Annotated in this window: 20 protein-coding genes; all 20 read left to right on the top strand. The window is 72.6% G+C overall.

Annotated elements, in window-relative coordinates; all coding sequences use genetic code 11:
• Positions 1–112 precede the first annotated feature (112 nt).
• The 20 genes from fabF to DPQ23_RS00350 all read left to right on the top strand — a co-directional run bounded on the left by fabF (position 113) and on the right by DPQ23_RS00350 (position 18198).
• Positions 113–1375: a beta-ketoacyl-ACP synthase II gene (fabF, locus tag DPQ23_RS00445; protein WP_112873278.1), complete on the top strand. Its 1263-nt coding sequence runs from the start codon at positions 113–115 to the stop codon at positions 1373–1375.
• On the top strand, positions 1375–2553 hold the full coding sequence (gene mltG / locus DPQ23_RS00440) for an endolytic transglycosylase MltG (protein ID WP_112872720.1): 1179 nt from the start codon (positions 1375–1377) through the stop codon (positions 2551–2553). The genes fabF and mltG overlap by 1 nt, the downstream gene beginning before the upstream one ends.
• 458 nt (positions 2554–3011) lie before the next feature.
• Entirely contained in the window at positions 3012–3368 is a 357-nt protein-coding gene (locus tag DPQ23_RS00435) for a permease (protein WP_112872719.1), read from the top strand.
• Positions 3268–4659: a DNA-packaging protein gene (locus DPQ23_RS00430; RefSeq protein WP_112872718.1), complete on the top strand. Its 1392-nt coding sequence runs from the start codon at positions 3268–3270 to the stop codon at positions 4657–4659. Before DPQ23_RS00435 ends, DPQ23_RS00430 begins: the two co-directional genes overlap by 101 nt.
• Before the next feature lie 226 nt (positions 4660–4885).
• Positions 4886–6154 carry a phage portal protein gene (locus DPQ23_RS00425; protein WP_240602282.1) on the top strand — a complete coding sequence of 423 codons (1269 nt, stop codon included), beginning with the start codon at positions 4886–4888 and terminating at the stop codon, positions 6152–6154.
• 4 nt (positions 6155–6158) lie between these two features.
• On the top strand, positions 6159–6392 hold the full coding sequence (locus DPQ23_RS00420; RefSeq protein WP_112872717.1) for a GTA head formation protein, RCAP_rcc01685 family: 234 nt from the start codon (positions 6159–6161) through the stop codon (positions 6390–6392).
• Positions 6393–6394: 2 nt separating this feature from the next.
• The gene (locus tag DPQ23_RS00415) at positions 6395–6955 is read left to right on the top strand and encodes an HK97 family phage prohead protease (RefSeq protein ID WP_112872716.1); all 561 of its coding nucleotides are present in this window, start codon (positions 6395–6397) and stop codon (positions 6953–6955) included.
• A gap of 167 nt (positions 6956–7122) precedes the next feature.
• Positions 7123–8307 carry a phage major capsid protein gene (locus DPQ23_RS00410; RefSeq protein WP_112872715.1) on the top strand — a complete coding sequence of 395 codons (1185 nt, stop codon included), beginning with the start codon at positions 7123–7125 and terminating at the stop codon, positions 8305–8307.
• Positions 8308–8539: 232 nt separating this feature from the next.
• Positions 8540–9160, top strand: coding sequence for a head-tail connector protein (locus DPQ23_RS00405; RefSeq protein WP_112872714.1), 621 nt, complete (start codon positions 8540–8542; stop codon positions 9158–9160).
• The gene (locus DPQ23_RS00400; RefSeq protein WP_112872713.1) at positions 9157–9495 is read left to right on the top strand and encodes a head-tail adaptor protein; all 339 of its coding nucleotides are present in this window, start codon (positions 9157–9159) and stop codon (positions 9493–9495) included. Before DPQ23_RS00405 ends, DPQ23_RS00400 begins: the two co-directional genes overlap by 4 nt.
• Complete coding sequence (locus DPQ23_RS00395) at positions 9492–9926, top strand: DUF3168 domain-containing protein (RefSeq protein ID WP_112872712.1); 435 nt, start codon at positions 9492–9494, stop codon at positions 9924–9926. Before DPQ23_RS00400 ends, DPQ23_RS00395 begins: the two co-directional genes overlap by 4 nt.
• A gap of 14 nt (positions 9927–9940) precedes the next feature.
• Positions 9941–10354 (top strand): phage major tail protein, TP901-1 family, encoded by a 414-nt coding sequence (locus tag DPQ23_RS00390; RefSeq protein ID WP_112872711.1) that lies wholly within the window; start codon positions 9941–9943, stop codon positions 10352–10354.
• Positions 10354–10680, top strand: coding sequence for a gene transfer agent family protein (locus DPQ23_RS00385; RefSeq protein ID WP_112872710.1), 327 nt, complete (start codon positions 10354–10356; stop codon positions 10678–10680). Before DPQ23_RS00390 ends, DPQ23_RS00385 begins: the two co-directional genes overlap by 1 nt.
• Positions 10677–10889 (top strand): rcc01693 family protein, encoded by a 213-nt coding sequence (locus DPQ23_RS00380; protein WP_112872709.1) that lies wholly within the window; start codon positions 10677–10679, stop codon positions 10887–10889. The genes DPQ23_RS00385 and DPQ23_RS00380 overlap by 4 nt, the downstream gene beginning before the upstream one ends.
• 58 nt (positions 10890–10947) lie before the next feature.
• Positions 10948–11607, top strand: coding sequence for a phage tail tape measure protein (locus DPQ23_RS00375; protein WP_112872708.1), 660 nt, complete (start codon positions 10948–10950; stop codon positions 11605–11607).
• The gene (locus tag DPQ23_RS00370) at positions 11607–12239 is read left to right on the top strand and encodes a DUF2460 domain-containing protein (protein WP_112872707.1); all 633 of its coding nucleotides are present in this window, start codon (positions 11607–11609) and stop codon (positions 12237–12239) included. Before DPQ23_RS00375 ends, DPQ23_RS00370 begins: the two co-directional genes overlap by 1 nt.
• Entirely contained in the window at positions 12236–13081 is an 846-nt protein-coding gene (locus DPQ23_RS00365; RefSeq protein ID WP_112872706.1) for a DUF2163 domain-containing protein, read from the top strand. Before DPQ23_RS00370 ends, DPQ23_RS00365 begins: the two co-directional genes overlap by 4 nt.
• Positions 13078–13539, top strand: coding sequence for a C40 family peptidase (locus DPQ23_RS00360; protein ID WP_112872705.1), 462 nt, complete (start codon positions 13078–13080; stop codon positions 13537–13539). The genes DPQ23_RS00365 and DPQ23_RS00360 overlap by 4 nt, the downstream gene beginning before the upstream one ends.
• 65 nt (positions 13540–13604) lie before the next feature.
• Positions 13605–17480, top strand: coding sequence for a baseplate multidomain protein megatron (locus DPQ23_RS00355; RefSeq protein ID WP_112872704.1), 3876 nt, complete (start codon positions 13605–13607; stop codon positions 17478–17480).
• On the top strand, positions 17473–18198 hold the full coding sequence (locus DPQ23_RS00350; protein WP_112872703.1) for a DUF2793 domain-containing protein: 726 nt from the start codon (positions 17473–17475) through the stop codon (positions 18196–18198). The genes DPQ23_RS00355 and DPQ23_RS00350 overlap by 8 nt, the downstream gene beginning before the upstream one ends.
• The last annotated feature ends 67 nt before the right edge of the window (positions 18199–18265 follow it).

The following is an 18265-nucleotide window of genomic DNA, read 5'->3' as shown; positions in this document are numbered from 1 at the left end:
GGGCCGCGAGGGCGGCCGGACGGGGTGCCCGCCGGTCCCCGTGGCGCGGTGCGTTGCAGCACGGGGAGCCTGCGTGTATGCATCGCGCCGTTGAAGCGAGGGAATGTCGGTCATGCGCAGGGTTGTCGTCACCGGGCTGGGAATGGTCACGCCGCTGGCGTCGGGGGTCGAGGAGACATGGCGCCGCCTGCTGGACGGACAGTCCGGCGCGGGTCCGATCACGCGGTTCGATCCGTCCGGTGTGGTGACGAAATACGCCTGCGAGATCCCGCTGGGCGACGGCAGCGAGGGCACCTTCAACCCCGACGAGTGGATGGAGCCGAAGGACCGCCGCAAGGTGGACGATTTCATCCTGTACGGGATGGCGGCGGCCGTGCAGGCCGTCCGCGACAGCGGGTGGGAGCCTGCGACCGACGAGCAGCGCGAGCGGACGGGCGTGATGATCGGGTCGGGCATCGGCGGGCTGACCAGCATCGCCGAGACGGCCGTGCTGATCAAGGAACGCGGGGCCAAGCGGGTGTCGCCGTTCTTCATCCCCGGCGCGCTGATCAACCTGGTCAGCGGGCAGGTCAGCATCCGCTTCGGCTTCAAGGGGCCGAACCATGCGGTCGTGACGGCCTGCTCGACGGGCGCGCATGCCATCGGCGACGCGGCCCGGCTGATCGCGTTCGGCGATGCCGACGTGATGGTCGCAGGCGGGGCGGAAAGCCCGATCTCGGAAATCGGGATCGCCGGCTTCAACGCCTGCAAGGCGCTGTCCACCAAGCGCGACAACGATCCCCAGGCCGCCAGCCGCCCCTGGGACGCCGACCGCGACGGGTTCGTGATGGGCGAGGGCGCGGGCATCGTCGTGCTTGAGGAATACGAACACGCCAAGGCGCGCGGCGCCAAGATCTACGCCGAGGTGCTGGGATACGGGCTGTCGGGCGACGCCTATCACATCACCGCCCCCAGCGAGGACGGCGACGGCGGCTTTCGCAGCATGGCCGCCGCGCTGAAGCGGGCCGGGATCGAGGCGTCGGACATCGACTACATCAACGCGCACGGGACCAGCACCATGGCCGACGTGATCGAACTGGCGGCGGTCGAGCGCCTGCTGGGCGATCACGCGGGCCGCGTCACCATGTCGTCCACGAAATCCAGCATCGGGCACCTGCTGGGTGCCGCGGGCGCGGTCGAGGCGATCTTCTGCATCCTGGCGATTCGCGACCAGATCGCGCCGCCGACCATCAACCTGGACGATCCGGTCGTGCAGACGCCCATCGACCTGGCCGCGAACGCGGCCGTGCGCCGCCGGATCGACGTGGCGCTGTCCAACAGCTTCGGCTTTGGCGGGACCAACGCCAGCCTGGTGCTGCGCCGGGTCGCGGACTGATGTGGCGGGCGATCGCGTCCAACTTTCTGACGCTGGCGATCGTGCTGCTGGTGGCGGCGGCGATCGCCGTCGGCTGGGGGCGCAGCCAGTACGTCGCCCCCGGCCCCAGCGCGGTGGCGCAATGCGTCGAGGTGCCGGCGGGCGCGAAGCTTTACGAGGTGAGCCAGCAACTGGCGCAGCAGGGGGTGATCACCAGCCCCTATATCCTGCGGACGGGGGCGGATTATGCCGGCAAGGCGGGCAGCCTCAAGTTCGGAAGCTATCTGGTGCCGCCCCGCGCCAGCATGAAGGACGTGGTTGAGACGATCACCGCGGGCGGGCCGTCCACCTGCGGCACCGAGGTCGTGTTCCGCGTGGGCGTGCGCGAGAACGCCGTCGTGCTGCGCGACCTGAACGCCGAGAACGGGCGCTATGAGGACCGGGTGCGCCACGATCCCGCCGCGGGCGAGTGGCCCGAGCCGATCCGGCAGGCCGTGGACAAGCCCGGGGCGCGGCTGCGCCTGGCCGTGGCCGAGGGCGTCACCAGCTGGCAGGTCGTCGAGGCGCTGAAGCAGACGCCGGTGCTGGCGGGCGATCCCGGCCCCGTCCCCCCCGAGGGCAGCCTGGCCCCCGACACCTATGAGATCGAGAAGGGCGGCGAGCGGCGCGCCATCGTCGAGAGGATGGCCGCGCAGCAGGCCGCGACCCTGGCCGCCGCGTGGGAGGCACGGCCGTTCGGCCTGCCCTATCAGACGCCCGAGGAGGCGCTGATCATGGCGTCCATCGTCGAGAAGGAAACCGGCATCCCCGACGAGCGTCGCCGGGTGGCGGCGGTGTTCGTGAACCGCCTGCGCCAGGGGATGCGGCTGCAGACCGACCCGACGGTGATCTATGGCGTGACGAAGGGGCGCGAGGTGCTGGACCGCGGGCTGCGCCGGTCGGAGCTGCTGCGGCGCACGCCCTACAACACCTATGTCATCGACGGGCTGCCACCGACGCCGATCGCCAACCCCGGCCGCGCGGCGATCGAGGCGGCGCTGAATCCCGCCGACAGCGACGAGCTGTTCTTTGTCGCCGACGGATCGGGCGGCCACGCCTTCGCCCGCACGCTGGAGGAGCACCAGGTCAACGTCGCCCGCTGGCGCGAGATCGAGCGCGCGCAGGGCGCGGAGGCGGAAAGCCCGGTGCAGGGCGAATAGCCGAGGGCCGGCGCGCGCCGCGCGGGCGGGGGCCGGTCGTGCAAGGCAGGACGCGGCCGTTGCGCGATCGGCGGCGCGGCACGCCGTTCGTGGGTCAGCCGGTTCGGGGAACGGCGGCACGAAGGTCCGGCGCGTGAGGCGCCCGGGCCTGCCCAAGTCGCGTGCCGCGTGCCGCGAGAGGGGCCGGACAGCCCGCGCGCGGGGCTGCGAGCCGTGTCGGGGGCGTGGTGTTGCGGGGCGGACGGTGGCGTGTTGCCGGAACTAAATCCTTGTTATATAATGCATATTATGCATGTCCGCGCCGGCGTGCCGGTGTTGCGGGTTGACTTTGCGAACGGTCCGGGATACACATTGGACATGCTGGGAGAGGTGGGCAAGCGGCCGGGTCGGTAAGACCACGGGCCGCTTTTTTCGTCTCTCGCTCGTGCGGACAGGCACCGAGGGGCAGGGCATCACACATGGACATGAGTTTCGATCCGGGGCCGGACGCCCCGGAGGGGCCGTTCACACCGGACGCGTCCCGGCGCACGCCGGTCGTCGATCTGTCGGAAGGGCTGCTTCACGCCTATGCCGACGATCTCGAACAGGCCCGGAAGAAGGTTCTGGCGGGCGAATTCGGTCAGGTGAAGGACAGCGCCAAGCTGGCCCGCGACCTGCGAGACGCGGCGCAGTTGGTGCTTGAGGAAAGGAACAGGGTTGACAAGCTTCGCAAGGATGTTGCCGGGACGGTCGGAGCAGGAAGCCTCGACCTTGCCGCGGCACGAGACGAGATCGGGCGCCGCCTGGCTTGCCTGCGCCGAGCCGGCGGAGGTTGACGGGTTCCTGGGGGGCCTGGGCGCGAACGCGCTCGCCTCGCTGCCCTGGCTCTTCGAGTTCTGGGCCCTGCCGCACCAGTTGCCCCCCGAGGGCGACTGGAAGTCCTGGGTCATCATGGGCGGGCGCGGGGCGGGCAAGACCCGCGCCGGGGCCGAGTGGGTCCGCGCGCAGGTCGAGGGATCGACCCCGCTGGAGGCCGGCCGCGCGCGGCGGGTGGCGCTGGTGGCCGAGACCTTCGACCAGGGCCGGGACGTGATGGTCATGGGGGACAGCGGCATCCTCGCCTGCTCTCCCCCCGACCGGCGCCCCGTGTGGGAGGCCGGGCGGCGGCGCCTGGTCTGGCCCAACGGCGCGACCGCGACCGTGTTTTCGGCGCATGAGCCTGAGGCGCTGCGCGGGCCGCAGTTCGACGCGGCCTGGGCGGACGAGCTGGCGAAGTGGAAACGCGCCGAGGAGACCTGGGACATGCTGCAGTTCGCGCTGCGGCTGGGCAGCCATCCCCAGCAGGTCATCACGACGACGCCGCGCAATGTCGGCGTGCTGAAGGCGATCCTGCGCAATGCCTCGACCGTGGTGACGCATGCGCCGACCGACGCCAACCGGGCCTATCTGGCCGAGAGCTTTCTGACCGAGGTCGAGGCGCGCTATGCCGGCACCCGTCTGGGCCGGCAGGAGTTGGAGGGCGTGCTGCTGGAGGATGTCGAGGGCGCGCTGTGGACCACCGGGATGCTGGAGGGCTGCCGGGTCGAGGACACGCCCCGGCTGGACCGGATCGTGGTCGCGGTCGATCCCGCGGTGACGGGCGGGGCTGCGTCGGACGAATGCGGCATCGTCGTCGCGGGCGTGGTGGCCGAAGGGCCGCCGCAGGACTGGCGGGCCTATGTGCTGCAGGACGCCACCGTGCGCGGCGGGCCGACCGACTGGGCGCGCGCCGCGATCGCGGCGATGCAGCGCCACGGCGCCGAGCGGCTGGTGGCCGAGGTCAACCAGGGCGGCGACCTGGTGGAAAGCGTGATCCGGCAGGTGGACCCCCTGGTCCCGTTCCGCGCCCTGCGCGCGGGTCGCGGCAAGGGCCTGCGGGCCGAGCCGGTGGCGGCGCTGTACGAACAGGGCCGGGTCCGGCACCTGCGCGGGCTTGGCGCGCTGGAGGACCAGATGTGCCGAATGACGGTGCAGGGCTTTCAGGGTCGGGGGTCGCCCGACCGGGTGGATGCGCTGGTGTGGGCCATCCACGAACTGATGATCGAGCCTGCGGGCCATTACAGGCGCCCGCAGGTCCGGGGGCTGTAGCGGCAGGACAGGCCCGCGGTGGCGGCGCGGGCGGGGCCGGCGGCCAGGGGCGCGACCTGATCGGCGTGGGCCGCAGTGCCGGGGCGGATCGGGTTCCGCGTCCTTGTCGGGCAGGGAGACCCCCGGATGCAACAACCCTTGCACGGCCCGAGGCGGGCCCGGTCGAGGCAGAGAACGCGCGGGCCGTCCCCAGGGGCGGCCCTTTTTCGTGGACAGGGAGGCTCGCATGGCGATGCGGTGGTTCGGGCGGCAGGCGCCGCGGCAGGAGGCAGGGCGGCGCGGGGAGGAGATCCCCGGCGGCGCGGCGGTCGTCGAGGCGAAGACCGCCCCGGTCGCCGCCTTTGTCGAGGTCAAGGCCAGCGCCGCCGGCAAGGTGGTTGCGGCGGCACAGGGCGTGGCGCTGTCGGGGGTGGGCCGCACGGCGGGCGGGCCGCGCGACGCGGCCAGCCTGACCCGGGGCGGGTTCGTGGGCAACCCGGTCGGGTTCCGGGCCGTCAAGCTGGTCGCCGAGGCGGCGGCGGCGGTCCCGCTGGTCTGCCAGGACGCCGAGCGGCGCTATGAGGTCCATCCGGTGTTGGACCTGATGCGGCGGCCCAACCCCGGCCAGGGGCGGGCCGAGCTGTTCGAGGCGCTGTTCGGGCAGATGCTGCTGACCGGCAACGGCTATCTGGAGGCGGTCGGCGGCGAGCACGGCCTGCCCGACGAGGTGCACGTCCTGCGGTCCGACCGGGTGACGGTGGTGCCGGGACCGGACGGCTGGCCGGTCGCCTATGACTATGCCGTGGGGGCGCGCAAGCACCGCTTCGACATGACGGGCAGTCCCGATCCGGTTTGCCACGTCAAGGCGTTCCATCCGATGGACGATCACTACGGGCTGTCGCCGATGCAGGCGGCGGCGGTGGCGGTCGATGTCCACAACAGCGCCAGCGCCTGGTCCAGGGCGCTGCTGGACAACGCGGCGCGGCCATCGGGGGCAATCATCTATCGCGGCGCGGACGGGCAGGGGACGCTGTCGGCGGACCAGTACGACCGGCTGGTCGGCGAGATGGAGACGCATCACCAGGGCGCGCGCAACGCCGGCCGCCCGATGCTGCTGGAAGGGGGCCTGGACTGGAAGCCGATGGGGTTCTCGCCCAGCGACATGGAGTTCCACGAGACCAAGCTGGCCGCCGCGCGCGAGATCGCCATGGCCTTCGGGGTGCCGCCCATGCTGATCGGGATCACCGGGGACGCGACCTATGCCAATTACGCCGAGGCGCACCGGGCGTTCTATCGCCTGACGGTGCTGCCGCTGGTGACGCGGGTCGCGGCGTCCGTCGCCTGGTGGCTGAGCGAGCATCTGGGCGCCGAGGTCGACCTGCGCCCCGACCTGGATGCGATCCCGGCCCTGGCCGAGGAGCGCGACCAGCACTGGGCGCGGGTCGGCGCGGCAGGGTTCCTGAGCGACGCGGAAAAGCGCGTGGCGCTGGGCCTGCCGCCCATGGCGGAGGGGTGACGCGATGGAGGGGTCGAAGTTCATCGACCGCCCCTTTGTCTGGCACGAGCAGCGGCTGGAGGCGCAGGAGCGCATCATGGCGCTGCAGTTCGGGCAGGTGGACCGGCGGCTGGAGCGGATCGAGTCGCTGATCGAGGGGCTGGAGAAGCGCCTGTGGATGACGGTCTACGGCGTGGTCGCCGTGATCCTGACGCAGGCGGTGCAGTCGATTTTGCAATTCGCGCCAAAGGGGGGCTGAGGATGCGCAGTGACGATCTGGGGCTGGAGCTGAAGTTCGCGGGCGGCGCCCCGGTGCTGACCGAGGGGTCGGTGCTTGAGGGCTATGCCAGCCTGTTCGGCGTGACCGACCAGGGCGGCGACAGGGTGGCGCCCGGGGCCTATGCCGCCAGCCTGGCCCGGCTGGCCGCCCGCGGCGACAAGGTGCGGATGCTGTGGCAGCACGACCCGACCCGCCCCATCGGGGTCTGGGACGAGATCCGCGAGGATGCGCGGGGCCTGTGGGTCCGGGGGCGGCTGCTGCCCGAGGTGGCGCAGGCCCGCGAGGCGGCCGCGCTGGTCGCCGCGGGCGCCATCGAGGGGCTGTCGATCGGCTATCGCACCCTTGGCGCCGAGCGCGGGGCCAAGGGCCGGGTGCTGACCGAGATCGAGCTGTGGGAGGTGTCGCTGGTGACGTTCCCCATGCTGGCCGAGGCGAAGGTGGGGCGGAAATCGGACGACCGCGAGGGCGAGGATGCCGCGGGCGGGATGGACGCCGCGGCGGCGGTGCTGCGCGCGGCGGCGGCGGTGCTGCGCGCGAGCTGACGCCCGAAGGGGGGATGCGGCCACGGGGGATGCCCCGGCGGCCCGGCTGCGGGCCCGTGAGGTCCGCAGGATTACGGCGCGGGGTTGGCGGACCCGTGCCGGCAAGGGGCGCAACGTCCCGGCCAGGCAAGCGACTGGCGACGCCGATACCGACAAGGAGAACGGCAATGACCGAAGCAAGCGCCGCGGACACAAGGTCCGCGGGCGGCGGCGAGGCGCCCGCCGCACTGAAGGGGGCGATGGACGAGTTCGTCAGCGAACTGGCCCGCTTTCGCGAGACTGTCGAAACCAAACTGCAAGCACAGGACAAACGCATGACCATGCTGGACCGCAAGACCGCCTTCCGCGCCCGCTCGCCCCTGGCCGTGGCCGCCGAGACCGAGGTGCCCCACCAGAAGGCCTTTGCCGCCTATCTGCGGCGCGGCGACGACAGCGCCCTGCGCGCGCTGGCGCTGGAGGAGAAGGCCATGGCCTCGACCACCGACGGGGCCTACCTGGCCGCGCCCACGATCTCTCAGGGCGTGCAGGCCGTCCTGCGCGGCACCGGCTCGCTGCGGTCGCTGGCCAATGTCGTGCAGGTGGAAAGCGCCACCTATGACCTGCTGATGGACAAGAGCGACATCGGCAGCGGCTGGGCCACCGAGGTCGCCGCCACGACCGAGACCGACACCCCGCAGATCGAGAAGGTCACGATCACGCTGCACGAGCTGGCGGCGATGCCCAAGGCCACGCAGCGCCTGCTGGACGACGCCTCGTTCGACCTGGAGACGTGGCTGGCCGAACGCATCGCCGAGAAGTTCGCGCGCGCCGAGGCGGCGGCCTTCATCACCGGAAACGGCGTCGACAAGCCGCGCGGCCTGCTGAGCCATCCCATGGCGCCTGTCGCGACCGCGACCGAGGCGCAGATCGGCCATGTCTCGACGGGCGTGGCGGGCGACTTCGCGGCCGCGGCCCCCGCCAACGCGCTGATCGACCTGGTCTATGCGCTGGGCGCGCCCTATCGCGCGAACGCGACGTTCCTGATGAACAGCCGCGTGGCGGGCATGGTGCGCAAGCTGCGCGACGGCGATGGCCGCTATCTGTGGGCGGATTCGCTGGCGGCCGGCGAACCGGCACGGCTGCTGGGCTATCCGGTGCTGATCTGCGAGGACATGCCGAACCCGGCCAACCTGTCGAAGTCCATCGCCTTCGGCGATTTCCGCCAGGCCTACACCATCGCCGAACGCCCCGACCTGCGCATCCTGCGCGACCCGTTCTCGGCCAAGCCGCATGTGCTGTTCTATGCCAGCAAGCGGATCGGCGGCGGCGTGGTGGACCCCCGCGCGGTCAAGCTGCTGAACTTCGGCGTCTGACCCGATCCTGGGGCGGGCGGCCGGGGCGAAGGGGGCCGCGTGGGCGGCATGCCGGCCAGCACAGCCACTGTCCGCGCGGGCGGACGGCGTGGCGCTGGCGCGGCCCCCGGGTCCGGGCGACCCGTGCGACCGATGGAACACAAGCGGACTGCGGGCGGGGCGCGACCCCGCCCGCGGCGTGGTGCGCCGTGCAGGACGACCGCGCGGCGCGGATGATCGGGGAGGTTTCAGGATGTTGCTAGTCGAGGAAACGGCGCCGGCACAGGGCGCCCTGCCCGTTGCCGCGCTGCGGACCCATTTGCGCCTGGGGTCGGGGTTCGACCTGATCGAGGACGCGACCGAGGACGCCGCGCTGGCGGGGTTCCTGCGCGCCGCCATCGCCACCGTGGAGGCGCGCACCGGCAAGGTGCTGCTGACGCGGGTGTTCCGGCTGCGGCTGGAGGACTGGCGCGATCCGGCCGGCCAGCCGTTGCCGCTGGCCCCCGCACTGGCGGTCGAGTCGGTCGAGATCGAGGACGGAGCGGGCCGGATCGTCGTGGTGCCGCCTGCCGCCTATCGGCTGGTGCGCGACAACCAGCGCCCGATCCTGGCGCCCCTGGGCCCGAGCCTGCCCGCGGTGCCGATGCACGGCTTCGTGACGGTGCGGTTCAGCGCGGGGTTCGGGACCTCGTGGGCGCTGGTGCCGGCGGACCTGGCACAGGCGGTGATGATGCTGGCTGCGCGCTATTACGAGGACCGGGGCTTTGACGGCACGACGCTGGCGCTGCCCCACGGGGTGAACGCGCTGATCGAGAAATGGCGGGCGGTGCGCACCCTTGGTGGCGGCCGCGCCAGCCGGGGCGGCTGGGCATGAGCGCGCCGCGGCTGACCGTGCCCTTGCTGCTGGAACGCGCCGAGCGGGTGGACGACGGCATGGGCGGATACCGGCTGGACTGGCGGCCGCTGGGGATCGTGCATGGGCAGATGCGCGGCGGCGCCGGGTCCGAGCGGCCCGGAGAGATCGGCGCGCAGAGCGTGGTGTCCTGGCGCATCACCCTGCGCGCCGCGCGCGACGGCGACCCGCGCCGGCCCCGGCCGGACCAGCGGCTGCGGATGGGCAATCGTGTGTTCCGCATCGAGGCCGTGGCCGAGGCGGACGCCCGCGGCCTGTGGCTGACCTGCATGGCGAAAGAGGAGGGGCTGGCATGAGCTATGAGGCGGGGGCCGCGTTGCAGACGGCGGTCTATCTGGCGCTGCGGACCGATCCGACGCTGGTCGCGCTGGTCGGCGACGCGGTGTTCGACGCGATGCCGGTGACGGCCCCCAGCGGCCCCTATGTCGCGCTGGGGGCCGAGGACGTGGTGGACGCGGGCGACATGACCGGCCGGGGAACGCGGCATGATTTCGTCGTGTCGGTGCTGTCGGGGGCCGACGAAGGCGGCGGTGGCTTTGCGGTCGTCAAGGCCGCGGCCGGGGCAGTCGCCGGCGCGCTGGAAAACGGCGCGGTGGTGCTGGAGCAGGGCCATCTGGCCGGGCTGTGGTTCGTCAGCGCACGGGCGCGGCGCACCGAGGGCGGCACGGGTCGCCGCGTGGACATGGTGTTCCGCGCGCGCATCGACCTGGGCCTGAACGTGGCATGAGAAAGGGTTGAACGATGGCGGTGCAGAACGGGCGCGACCTGCTGATCAAGATGGACATGACCGGCGACGGCATGTTCGAGACCATCGCGGGCCTGCGGGCCACGCGGCTTGGATTCAACGCCGAGGCGGTGGACGTGACCAGCCTGGGCAGCGAGGGCGGCTGGCGCGAGCTGCTGGCCGGGGCGGGGGTCCGCACGGCCTCGATTTCCGGGTCGGGCGTGTTTCGCGACGAGGCCAGCGACGGGCGCGTGCGGCAGGTGTTCTTCGACGGCGAGGTGCCGCGGTTCCAGGTCGTGATCCCGGATTTCGGCACCGTCGAGGGGCCGTTCCAGATCACCGGGCTGGAATACGCCGGCAGCTACAACGGCGAGGCGACCTACGAGCTGGCGCTGGCCTCGGCCGGCGCGCTGAGCTTTGAGCCGGCGTGATGGCCAACCCGCATCGCGGAGAGGTCGCCGTCTGGCTGGGGGGCGAGCGGCGCGTGGCCCGGCTGACGCTGGGCGCGCTGGCCGCGCTGGAGGCGACCTTGGGCGCCGACAGCCTGGTGGGCGTGATCGAGCGGTTCGAAAGCGGCCGGTTCGCCAGCCGCGACGTGATCGCGGTGCTGGTCGCGGGGCTGCGCGCCGGCGGCTGGCAGGGCACGGCGGACGACCTGATGACGGTCGAGATCGGCGGCGGCCCGGTCGAGGCCGCGCGTCTGGCGGCCGAGTTGCTGGCACTGGCGTTCCGCGGCCCGGCCCTGCCCGCCGGATGAGCGCCCCGAACGCGCCGCGCCCCGGGCTGGACTGGGGCGGGCTGATGCGGGCCGGGATCGTCGGGCGGGGGCTGAAGCCGGCCGAGTTCTGGGACCTGACCCCGGCCGAGCTGGCCCTGATGCTGGGCATCGACACCGGCGCGCACGCCGGCGGGGCCATGAGCCGCGCGCGGCTTGATGCGCTGATGGCGCGGTTCCCGGACGCCTGAGCGCCAATCGCAGGTGGGGGGCCGGGCGGCCCCCCTTGTCGTTGCAGGGAGAAAACGGATGTCGGACGGATTTTCAGGCAATCGGGACGGGGTCGATCGTCTGGGCGAGCGGCTGGACCAGACCGGCCAGGTGACCGCCAGCTTTCAGGCAGAGCTTGCGCGGCTGTCCCAGGCGATGAGCCAGACAGGCCGCGAGGTGACGACGCTGACCTCGGGGTTCAGCGGCGGGCTGCGCCGCGCCTTCGAGGGCGTCGTCTTCGACGGGGTGCGGCTGTCGGACGCGCTGAAGGGGATCGCGTCGAGCATGGCGGACACGGTGTTCGCGGCCGCCATGAAGCCGGTCCACCAGGCCGTGGCCGGCGCCCTGGCGCAGGGGGTCAGCGGCATGGTCGCGGGCGCCCTGCCCTTTGCGGACGGCGCGGCCTTCAGCCAGGGGCGGGTGGTGCCCTTTGCGCGGGGCGGCGTGGTCAGCCAGCCCACGCATTTTCCCATGCGCGGGGCGACCGGCCTGATGGGCGAGGCCGGACCCGAGGCGATCATGCCGTTGCGCCGGGGCGCCGACGGGCGGCTGGGCGTCGCCGCGGCCGGCGCGGGCGGTCGCGCGGTCAACGTCACCTTCAACGTGACCTCGCCCGACGTGGCGGGGTTCCAGCGCAGCCAGAGCCAGATCGCCGCCACGCTTGGCCGGGCGCTGGCACGCGGCGAAAGGAACGCATGATGGCATTTCACGACATCCGCTTTCCGGCGACCCTGTCGCGCGGATCGGTCGGTGGCCCCGAGCGGCGCACCGAGATCGTCACCCTGACCAACGGGTTCGAGGAGCGCAACAGCGCCTGGGCCCATTCGCGCCGCCGCTATGACGCGGGGGTCGGGCTGCGGTCGCTGGACGATGTGGCGACGGTGATCGCGTTCTTCGAGGCCCGAGGGGGCCAGCTGCACGCCTTTCGCTGGAAGGACTGGGCGGACCACAAGTCCTGCGTGCCCAGCCGGGCCGTTTCGGCCGCGGATCAGGTGATCGGGCGCGGCGACGGGCAGAGGGTCAGCTTTCCCCTGTCCAAGCTCTATGCCTCGGGTCCGGCAAGCTACCGCCGGCCGATCGTCAAGCCGGTGGAGGGCACCGTCAGGGTGGCCCTTGGCGGCGTCGTGAAGATCGAGACGATCGACTTCGACGTGGACCTTTCGACGGGAATCGTCACCTTCGCGGATGCCCCCGTCACGGACGCGCCGGTGACGGCGGGGTTCGAGTTCGACGTGCCGGTGCGGTTCGACACGGACCGGATCGCGGTGTCCGTCTCGTCCTTTCAGGCGGGCGACGTGCCGCAGGTCCCGGTCGTCGAGGTGCGGCTGTGAGCGCCGACCGCACGACGACCACCGCGCGCGCCTGGGCGATTGCCCGTCGCGACGGGATGGTGCTGGGGTTCACCGACCACGATGCCACCCTGGCTTTCGAGGGGGTGAGCTTTCGCCCCGACGCCGGGCTGACGGCGCGGGCGGTTGTGCAGGGGCTGGGCCTGTCTGTGGACAACACCGAGGCACAGGGCGTCCTGTCGGACGACGCCATCACCGAAACCGACCTGATGGCGGGCCGCTGGGACGGGGCCGAGGTGCGGCTGTGGGAGGTGGACTGGCGGTCGCCCACCCGGCGCCGGCTGGTGTTCCGCGGCCACCTGGGCGAGGTCGCGCGCGGCAACGGCGCGTTCCGCGCCGAGTTGCGCGGCCTTGCCGAGGCGCTGAACGTCCCGCAGGGGCGGGTGTTCCATGCGCGCTGTTCGGCCCGTCTGGGCGATGCGCTGTGCCGGTTCGACACCGGCCGCGAGGGCTATCACGCCGAGGGCGAGGTCGCGGAGGTCGAGGAGGATGGCGCACGGCTGGTGCTGCGGGGCGTCGCGGGTCACGACACCGACTGGTTCGCGCACGGCCGCCTGACGCTGCTGGACGGCGCGGGCGCTGGTCTGGGCGCGGCCATCAAGATTGACCGTCCCCGCCCCGACGGCGCCCGCCTGGTCGAGCTGTGGGCCGCGCCGGGGCGTTCGCCCGGTGTGGGCGACCGGGTCCGGCTGGAGGCGGGCTGCGACAAGCGCGCCCGGACCTGCCGGCTGAAGTTCCTCAACCACCTCAACTTTCGGGGCTTTCCGCATCTGCCGCCCGAGGACTGGATGGTCGCGCCGCAGGCGACGGGGGGCCGGCAGTGAGCGTGCGGGCCGTCGAGGCGGCGCGCGCCTGGATCGGGACACCCTATGTGCACCAGGGCTCGGCCCGCGGGGCGGGGACCGACTGCCTGGGGCTGGTGCGCGGGGTCTGGCGCATGATCTACGGGCACGAGCCCGAGGCGGTGCCCGCCTATACCCCCGACTGGGGCGAGACGGGCGGGACCGAGCTGCTGTGGTCGGCGGCGCTGCGCACCCTGCGGCCGGTGCCCGCAGAGGCGCCCGAGGCGGCGGGCGAGGTGCTGCTGTTCCGCATGCGCCCGGGCGCCGTGGCCAAGCATCTTGGCATCCGCGCCGGGCTGAACGAGGCGGCGAGCTTTGTTCATGCCTATGACCGGCATGGCGTCGTGGAAAGCCCGCTGTCCGCGCCATGGCGGGCGCGGATCGTGGCGCGCTTTGCGTGGCCCGATCAGGGGCAGGGCGGGGCGACACGCCAGGACTGAGACCGCGGCAGCGCGCGACAGGCAGGCCGAATCCGGCCGGACGAGCAATCAAGGGAGAGAGGGCGATGGCCACCATTCTGCTGGCGGCGGCAGGCGCGTCGATCGGCGCAGGCTTCGGGGGAACCGTCATGGGCCTGACCGGCGCCGTGATCGGCCGCGCCGTGGGCGCCACGGTCGGCCGCGCGATTGATCAGCGTCTGCTGGGCGGCGGCTCGCGTCCCGTCGAGACGGGCCGCATCGACCGGCTGCGCCTGCAGACGGCGGGCGAGGGCGCCCCGATCGCCCGGCTTTGGGGGCAGATGCGCGTTCCGGGGCACGTCATCTGGGCCTCGCCCGTCGAGGAAATCAGCTCGACCCAGTCCGGGGGCAAGGGCTCGGGGCCGACGGTCAGGGAGATCTCGTACCGCCTCAGCCTGGCGCTGGCCTTGTGCGAGGGGCCGATCCTTGGGGTGGGGCGCGTCTGGGCGGATGGCGAGGAGGTCGCGGCGGGCGACCTGAACCTGCGGGTCTATCGCGGCGACGAGACTCAGCTGCCCGACCCCTGCATTGCCGCGCACGAGGGCGAGGCCGCGCCGGCCTATCGCGGCGTCGCCTATGTCGTGCTGGAGGAGCTGGCTCTGGAGCGTTGGGGCAACCGCGTGCCGCAGCTGAGCTTTGAGGTGACGCGTGCGGCGGCAGGCGGTGCAGGCCTGTCGCGGCAGGTCCGGGCAGTGGCGATGATCCCGGGCACGGGCGAGTACACGTTGGCGACCACGCAGGTGTCGCAGGATCTGGACCTGGGCGAGACGCGGATCGTCAACCGCAACACGCCGATGGGGGGCACGGATTTCCAGGTCTCGCTGGAGACGCTGGGGCGAGAACTGCCGCGCGTGGGGTCGGTGTCGCTGGTGGTGTCCTGGTTCGGCGATGACCTGCGGGCCGGGCACTGCACGCTGCGCCCCAAGGTCGAGCAGCGCGACGCCGAGGGCGACGAGATGGCGTGGCGCGCCGGCGGCATCGACCGGGACGATGCCGTCGAGGTCGCGCGTCGCGACGGCAGGCCGATCTATGGCGGGACGCCCACCGACCAGTCGGTCATCGAGGCGCTGCGCGCCATCGCGGCATCCGGGCGGCGCGCGGTGTTCTATCCCTTTATCCTGATGGAGCAGACCGAGGGCAACGGCCGGGCCGACCCCTGGACCGGGTCTGCCCACCAGCCGGTGATGCCGTGGCGCGGGCGGATCACCACATCCGTCGCCGCAGGGCGCGCGGGCAGCCCGGACGGCACCCCCGCCGCCGCGGCCGAGGTCGCCGCCTTTTTCGGGCAGGCCGCGGCGACGGATTTCCGCATCCGCGACGGGCGCGTGACGTATGAGGGACCTGATGAGTGGTCATACCGCCGGTTCATCCTGCATTACGCGCATCTGTGCGCGCTGGCGGGGGGCATCGACAGCTTCCTGATCGGGTCCGAGATGATCGGGCTGACCCAGATCCGGGACGGCGCCGGCCGCTATCCCGCCGTTCAGGCCTTGCGCGCGCTGGCAGGCGACGTGCGCGCGATCCTGGGGTCGGCGGTCAAGCTGAGCTATGCCGCGGACTGGTCCGAATACTTCGGCCATCATCCCGGCGGGGGCGAGCTGCGCTATCACCTGGACCCGCTGTGGGCCGACGAGGCCATCGATTTCGTCGGCATCGACAACTACATGCCGCTGTCGGACTGGCGGGACGGCGAGGATCACGCGGACGCCGGATGGGGCCGGATCGACAATCCGGCGTATCTGCGCGCCAACGTCTGCGGCGGCGAGGGGTACGACTGGTATTACCAGAACGACGCGCACCGCGAGGCGCAGCGCCGCACGCCCATCGAGGACCACTGGGGCGAGCCGTGGGTCTGGCGCTACAAGGACATCCGCAACTGGTGGTCCCGTCCACACCACGAACGCGGGGCCGACGGCGTGCGGGCCGCCGCGCCGACCCCCTGGCTGCCGCGGTCGAAGCCGATCTGGTTCACGGAATACGGCTGCGCGGCCCTGGACAAGGCCACGAACCAGCCCAACAAGTTCCTGGATGCGATGAGCAGCGAGTCGATGCTGCCGTGGTATTCCAGCGGGCGGCGCGACGACGCATTGCAGGCCGCCTATGTCGCCGCGGTGACGGGATACTGGGCCGACCCCGACAACAACCCGGCCACGCCTGCGGGCGGGCGGATGGTCGATCTGGACCGGGCGCATGTGTGGTGCTGGGACGCGCGGCCGTTTCCGGCATTCCCCAGCCGAGGCGACCTGTGGTCGGACGGCCCGGCCTGGGAACGCGGCCACTGGCTGAACGGCCGCGCAGGCGCGGTGCCGCTGGCCGATGTCGTGGCCGAGATCTGCCGCGCGGCGGGGGTCGCGGCCTTTGACGTCGCGGGCCTGTCGGGCGTCGTCCGGGGATATGCGCTGGGCGGCGGAGAAACCGGACGCGCGGCGTTGCAGCCCTTGATGCTGGCCCACGGCTTCGATGCGGTCGAGCGCGATGGCGTGTTGGCCTTTGTCATGCGGGCCGGCCGGGTTACCGCCGAGCTGGGACCGGCCGACCTGGCGTTGACCGACGACCTGCGGGGGCTTGAGATCAGCCGCGCCCCCGATCCCGAGCTGGTGGGCCGGGTGCGGGTCAGCCACGTCGAGGCGGGGGCGGATTACACCGTGCGAACGGCCGAGACCATGCTGCCCGACGCCTCGGCCGCGACCGTGTCGGACAGTGACCTGCCGATGAGCCTGACGCGCGCCGAGGGCCATGCCATCGCGGCCCGCTGGCTGGCCGAGGCGGGCGTGGCCCGCGACAGCGCCCGGCTGGCGCTGCCGCCGTCCCGGGGGGGGCTGCGGCCGGGGGATGTGGTGCGCTTGGCCGAGGGTGGCGGCCCGGGCCAGCGCTGGCGCATCGACCGGGTCGAGCGTGCGGGCGCGATCACCGTGGACGCGGTGCGGGTCGAGCCGGGGCTGTACCGCCCCGCGCCCGTCGAGGGCGAGGCGCCCGCGATCAGGGCGTTCCAGCCGCCGGTGCCAGTCTGGCCGGTGTTCCTGGACCTGCCGCTGATGCGCGGCAACGAGGTGGCGCACGCGCCGCACCTGGCGGTCACGGCGACGCCCTGGCCGGGATCGGTGCAGGTCTGGTCCTCGGCCGAGCAGCAAGGCGGGTTCGCGCTGAACCTGACCCTGCCGCGCCGCGCCATCATGGGCGTGACCGTCAGCCCGCTGGCGGCCGCGCGCGCAGGAGTATGGGATCGGGGGCCGGCGCTGCGCGTGCGGCTCAAGGGCGGTCAACTGCGCGCAGCGACAGACGCCGCGCTGCTGGCCGGGGCGAACGTGATGGCGATCGGCGACGGCACCCCCGACCGTTGGGAGCTGTTCCAGTTCGCCCGCGCCGAGCTGGTCGCGCCGGGGCTGTGGGAGATCGGGATGCGGCTGCGCGGGCAGGCGGGGACGGATGCCCTGATGCCCGAGGTCTGGCCAGCCGGCAGCATCGTGGTGATGATCGACGGTGCGCCGCGACAGGCCGACCTGCCGCCCGATGCGCGCGGCATGGTGCGCCATTGGCGCATCGGCCCCGCCAGCCGCGCGCCCGACGACCCCAGCTATCGCGAGCGGACCCATGCCTTTGCCGGTGCGGGCCTGCGGCCGCTGTCGCCCTGTCATCTGAGCGTGGCCGGCCGGCAGGTCGGCTGGACGCGGCGGACCCGCGTCGGCGGCGACGGATGGGAGGGCTGGGACGTGCCGCTGGGCGAGGCCGCCGAGCGCTATGTCGTGCGGCTGATGCGCGGGGCGACGCGGCTTTACGAGCGGACGGTGGCCGAGCCGCAGCACGAGATTCCGCAGCAGGCCTGGGACTCTGCGCGTGCGGAAGGCGCGTTCACCATCGAGGTGGCGCAATTGTCGGATGTCTACGGGCCGGGCCCGTTTGTCAGGAGAACGATCGATGGCTGACACGACCCTTACCGCACGCTGCAGCCTGCCGCTGTTGCAACCGGCGCAGGCGCAAAAGCACGTCACCGTCAACGATGCGATGATGCGGCTGGACGGGCTGGTGAACCTGGTGCTTGAATCGGTGCGCCGCATGACGCCGCCCCCGGTGATCGCGGACGGAGCCAGCTGGGGGGTGCCGGTGGGCGCGACCGATGCCTGGCAGGGCCGCGCCGGGCAGATCGCAACCGGCGCGAACGGCGGCTGGGTCTTCACGGTGCCGCAGCGCGGCCAGTACGCCTTTGTGACTGACGAGGGTGCAGGCGCGCTGTTCGACGGCGCCCGCTGGGTCGCAGGCGCCATGACGCTGGGCCGGTTCGGGGGCGGGCTGTCGGCCGGCATCGCCGAGGGCGAATGGACGGTCACGGCGGGCTCGCTGCTGACGACGGACGTCGTCATTCCCGGCAACGTCCTGGTGATCGGGGCCACCGCACGCGTCGTTCAGACGATCACGGGCACGCTGACCAGCTGGTCGCTGGGGGTCGCCGGTGCGGGGACGCGCTTCGGCTCGGGCCTGGGGCTGGCGCAGGGGTCCTGGGGACAGGGCCTGCTGTCCGCGCCCATGGCGTACTACACCCCCACGGCGCTGCGGATGCAGGCGGTGGGCGGGGCGTTCGCCTCGGGCAGGGTCCGGCTGGCGGTGCACTGGCTGGAGCTGAGGTTGCCGCAGGAGGTGGCCTGACGCGCAGCCCGCCCCTGTCACGACCCGCGGCGGTGGCTTTTCGCCGCCGCGAACCTGACCTAGAATA

Source organism: Paracoccus endophyticus (assembly GCF_003286075.1).
GTDB lineage: Bacteria > Pseudomonadota > Alphaproteobacteria > Rhodobacterales > Rhodobacteraceae > Paracoccus > Paracoccus endophyticus.
This window is presented reverse-complemented; position numbering and strand designations above follow the sequence as displayed.

Excerpts from the sequence above, each read along its gene's own strand:
- DPQ23_RS00390 (WP_112872711.1), top strand. The coding sequence starts at position 9,941 with ATGGCGGTGCAGAACGGGCGCGACCTGCTGATCAAGATGGACATGACC.
- DPQ23_RS00385 (WP_112872710.1), top strand. The coding sequence starts at position 10,354 with ATGGCCAACCCGCATCGCGGAGAGGTCGCCGTCTGGCTGGGGGGCGAG.
- DPQ23_RS00425 (WP_240602282.1), top strand. The coding sequence starts at position 4,886 with ATGGCGATGCGGTGGTTCGGGCGGCAGGCGCCGCGGCAGGAGGCAGGG.
- DPQ23_RS00350 (WP_112872703.1), top strand. The coding sequence starts at position 17,473 with ATGGCTGACACGACCCTTACCGCACGCTGCAGCCTGCCGCTGTTGCAA.
- DPQ23_RS00420 (WP_112872717.1), top strand. The coding sequence starts at position 6,159 with ATGGAGGGGTCGAAGTTCATCGACCGCCCCTTTGTCTGGCACGAGCAG.
- DPQ23_RS00395 (WP_112872712.1), top strand. The coding sequence starts at position 9,492 with ATGAGCTATGAGGCGGGGGCCGCGTTGCAGACGGCGGTCTATCTGGCG.
- DPQ23_RS00380 (WP_112872709.1), top strand. The coding sequence starts at position 10,677 with ATGAGCGCCCCGAACGCGCCGCGCCCCGGGCTGGACTGGGGCGGGCTG.
- DPQ23_RS00355 (WP_112872704.1), top strand. The coding sequence starts at position 13,605 with ATGGCCACCATTCTGCTGGCGGCGGCAGGCGCGTCGATCGGCGCAGGC.
- fabF (WP_112873278.1), top strand. The coding sequence starts at position 113 with ATGCGCAGGGTTGTCGTCACCGGGCTGGGAATGGTCACGCCGCTGGCG.
- mltG (WP_112872720.1), top strand. The coding sequence starts at position 1,375 with ATGTGGCGGGCGATCGCGTCCAACTTTCTGACGCTGGCGATCGTGCTG.
- DPQ23_RS00405 (WP_112872714.1), top strand. The coding sequence starts at position 8,540 with ATGTTGCTAGTCGAGGAAACGGCGCCGGCACAGGGCGCCCTGCCCGTT.
- DPQ23_RS00430 (WP_112872718.1), top strand. The coding sequence starts at position 3,268 with ATGTTGCCGGGACGGTCGGAGCAGGAAGCCTCGACCTTGCCGCGGCAC.
- DPQ23_RS00400 (WP_112872713.1), top strand. The coding sequence starts at position 9,157 with ATGAGCGCGCCGCGGCTGACCGTGCCCTTGCTGCTGGAACGCGCCGAG.
- DPQ23_RS00410 (WP_112872715.1), top strand. The coding sequence starts at position 7,123 with ATGACCGAAGCAAGCGCCGCGGACACAAGGTCCGCGGGCGGCGGCGAG.
- DPQ23_RS00370 (WP_112872707.1), top strand. The coding sequence starts at position 11,607 with ATGGCATTTCACGACATCCGCTTTCCGGCGACCCTGTCGCGCGGATCG.
- DPQ23_RS00435 (WP_112872719.1), top strand. The coding sequence starts at position 3,012 with ATGGACATGAGTTTCGATCCGGGGCCGGACGCCCCGGAGGGGCCGTTC.
- DPQ23_RS00375 (WP_112872708.1), top strand. The coding sequence starts at position 10,948 with ATGTCGGACGGATTTTCAGGCAATCGGGACGGGGTCGATCGTCTGGGC.
- DPQ23_RS00415 (WP_112872716.1), top strand. The coding sequence starts at position 6,395 with ATGCGCAGTGACGATCTGGGGCTGGAGCTGAAGTTCGCGGGCGGCGCC.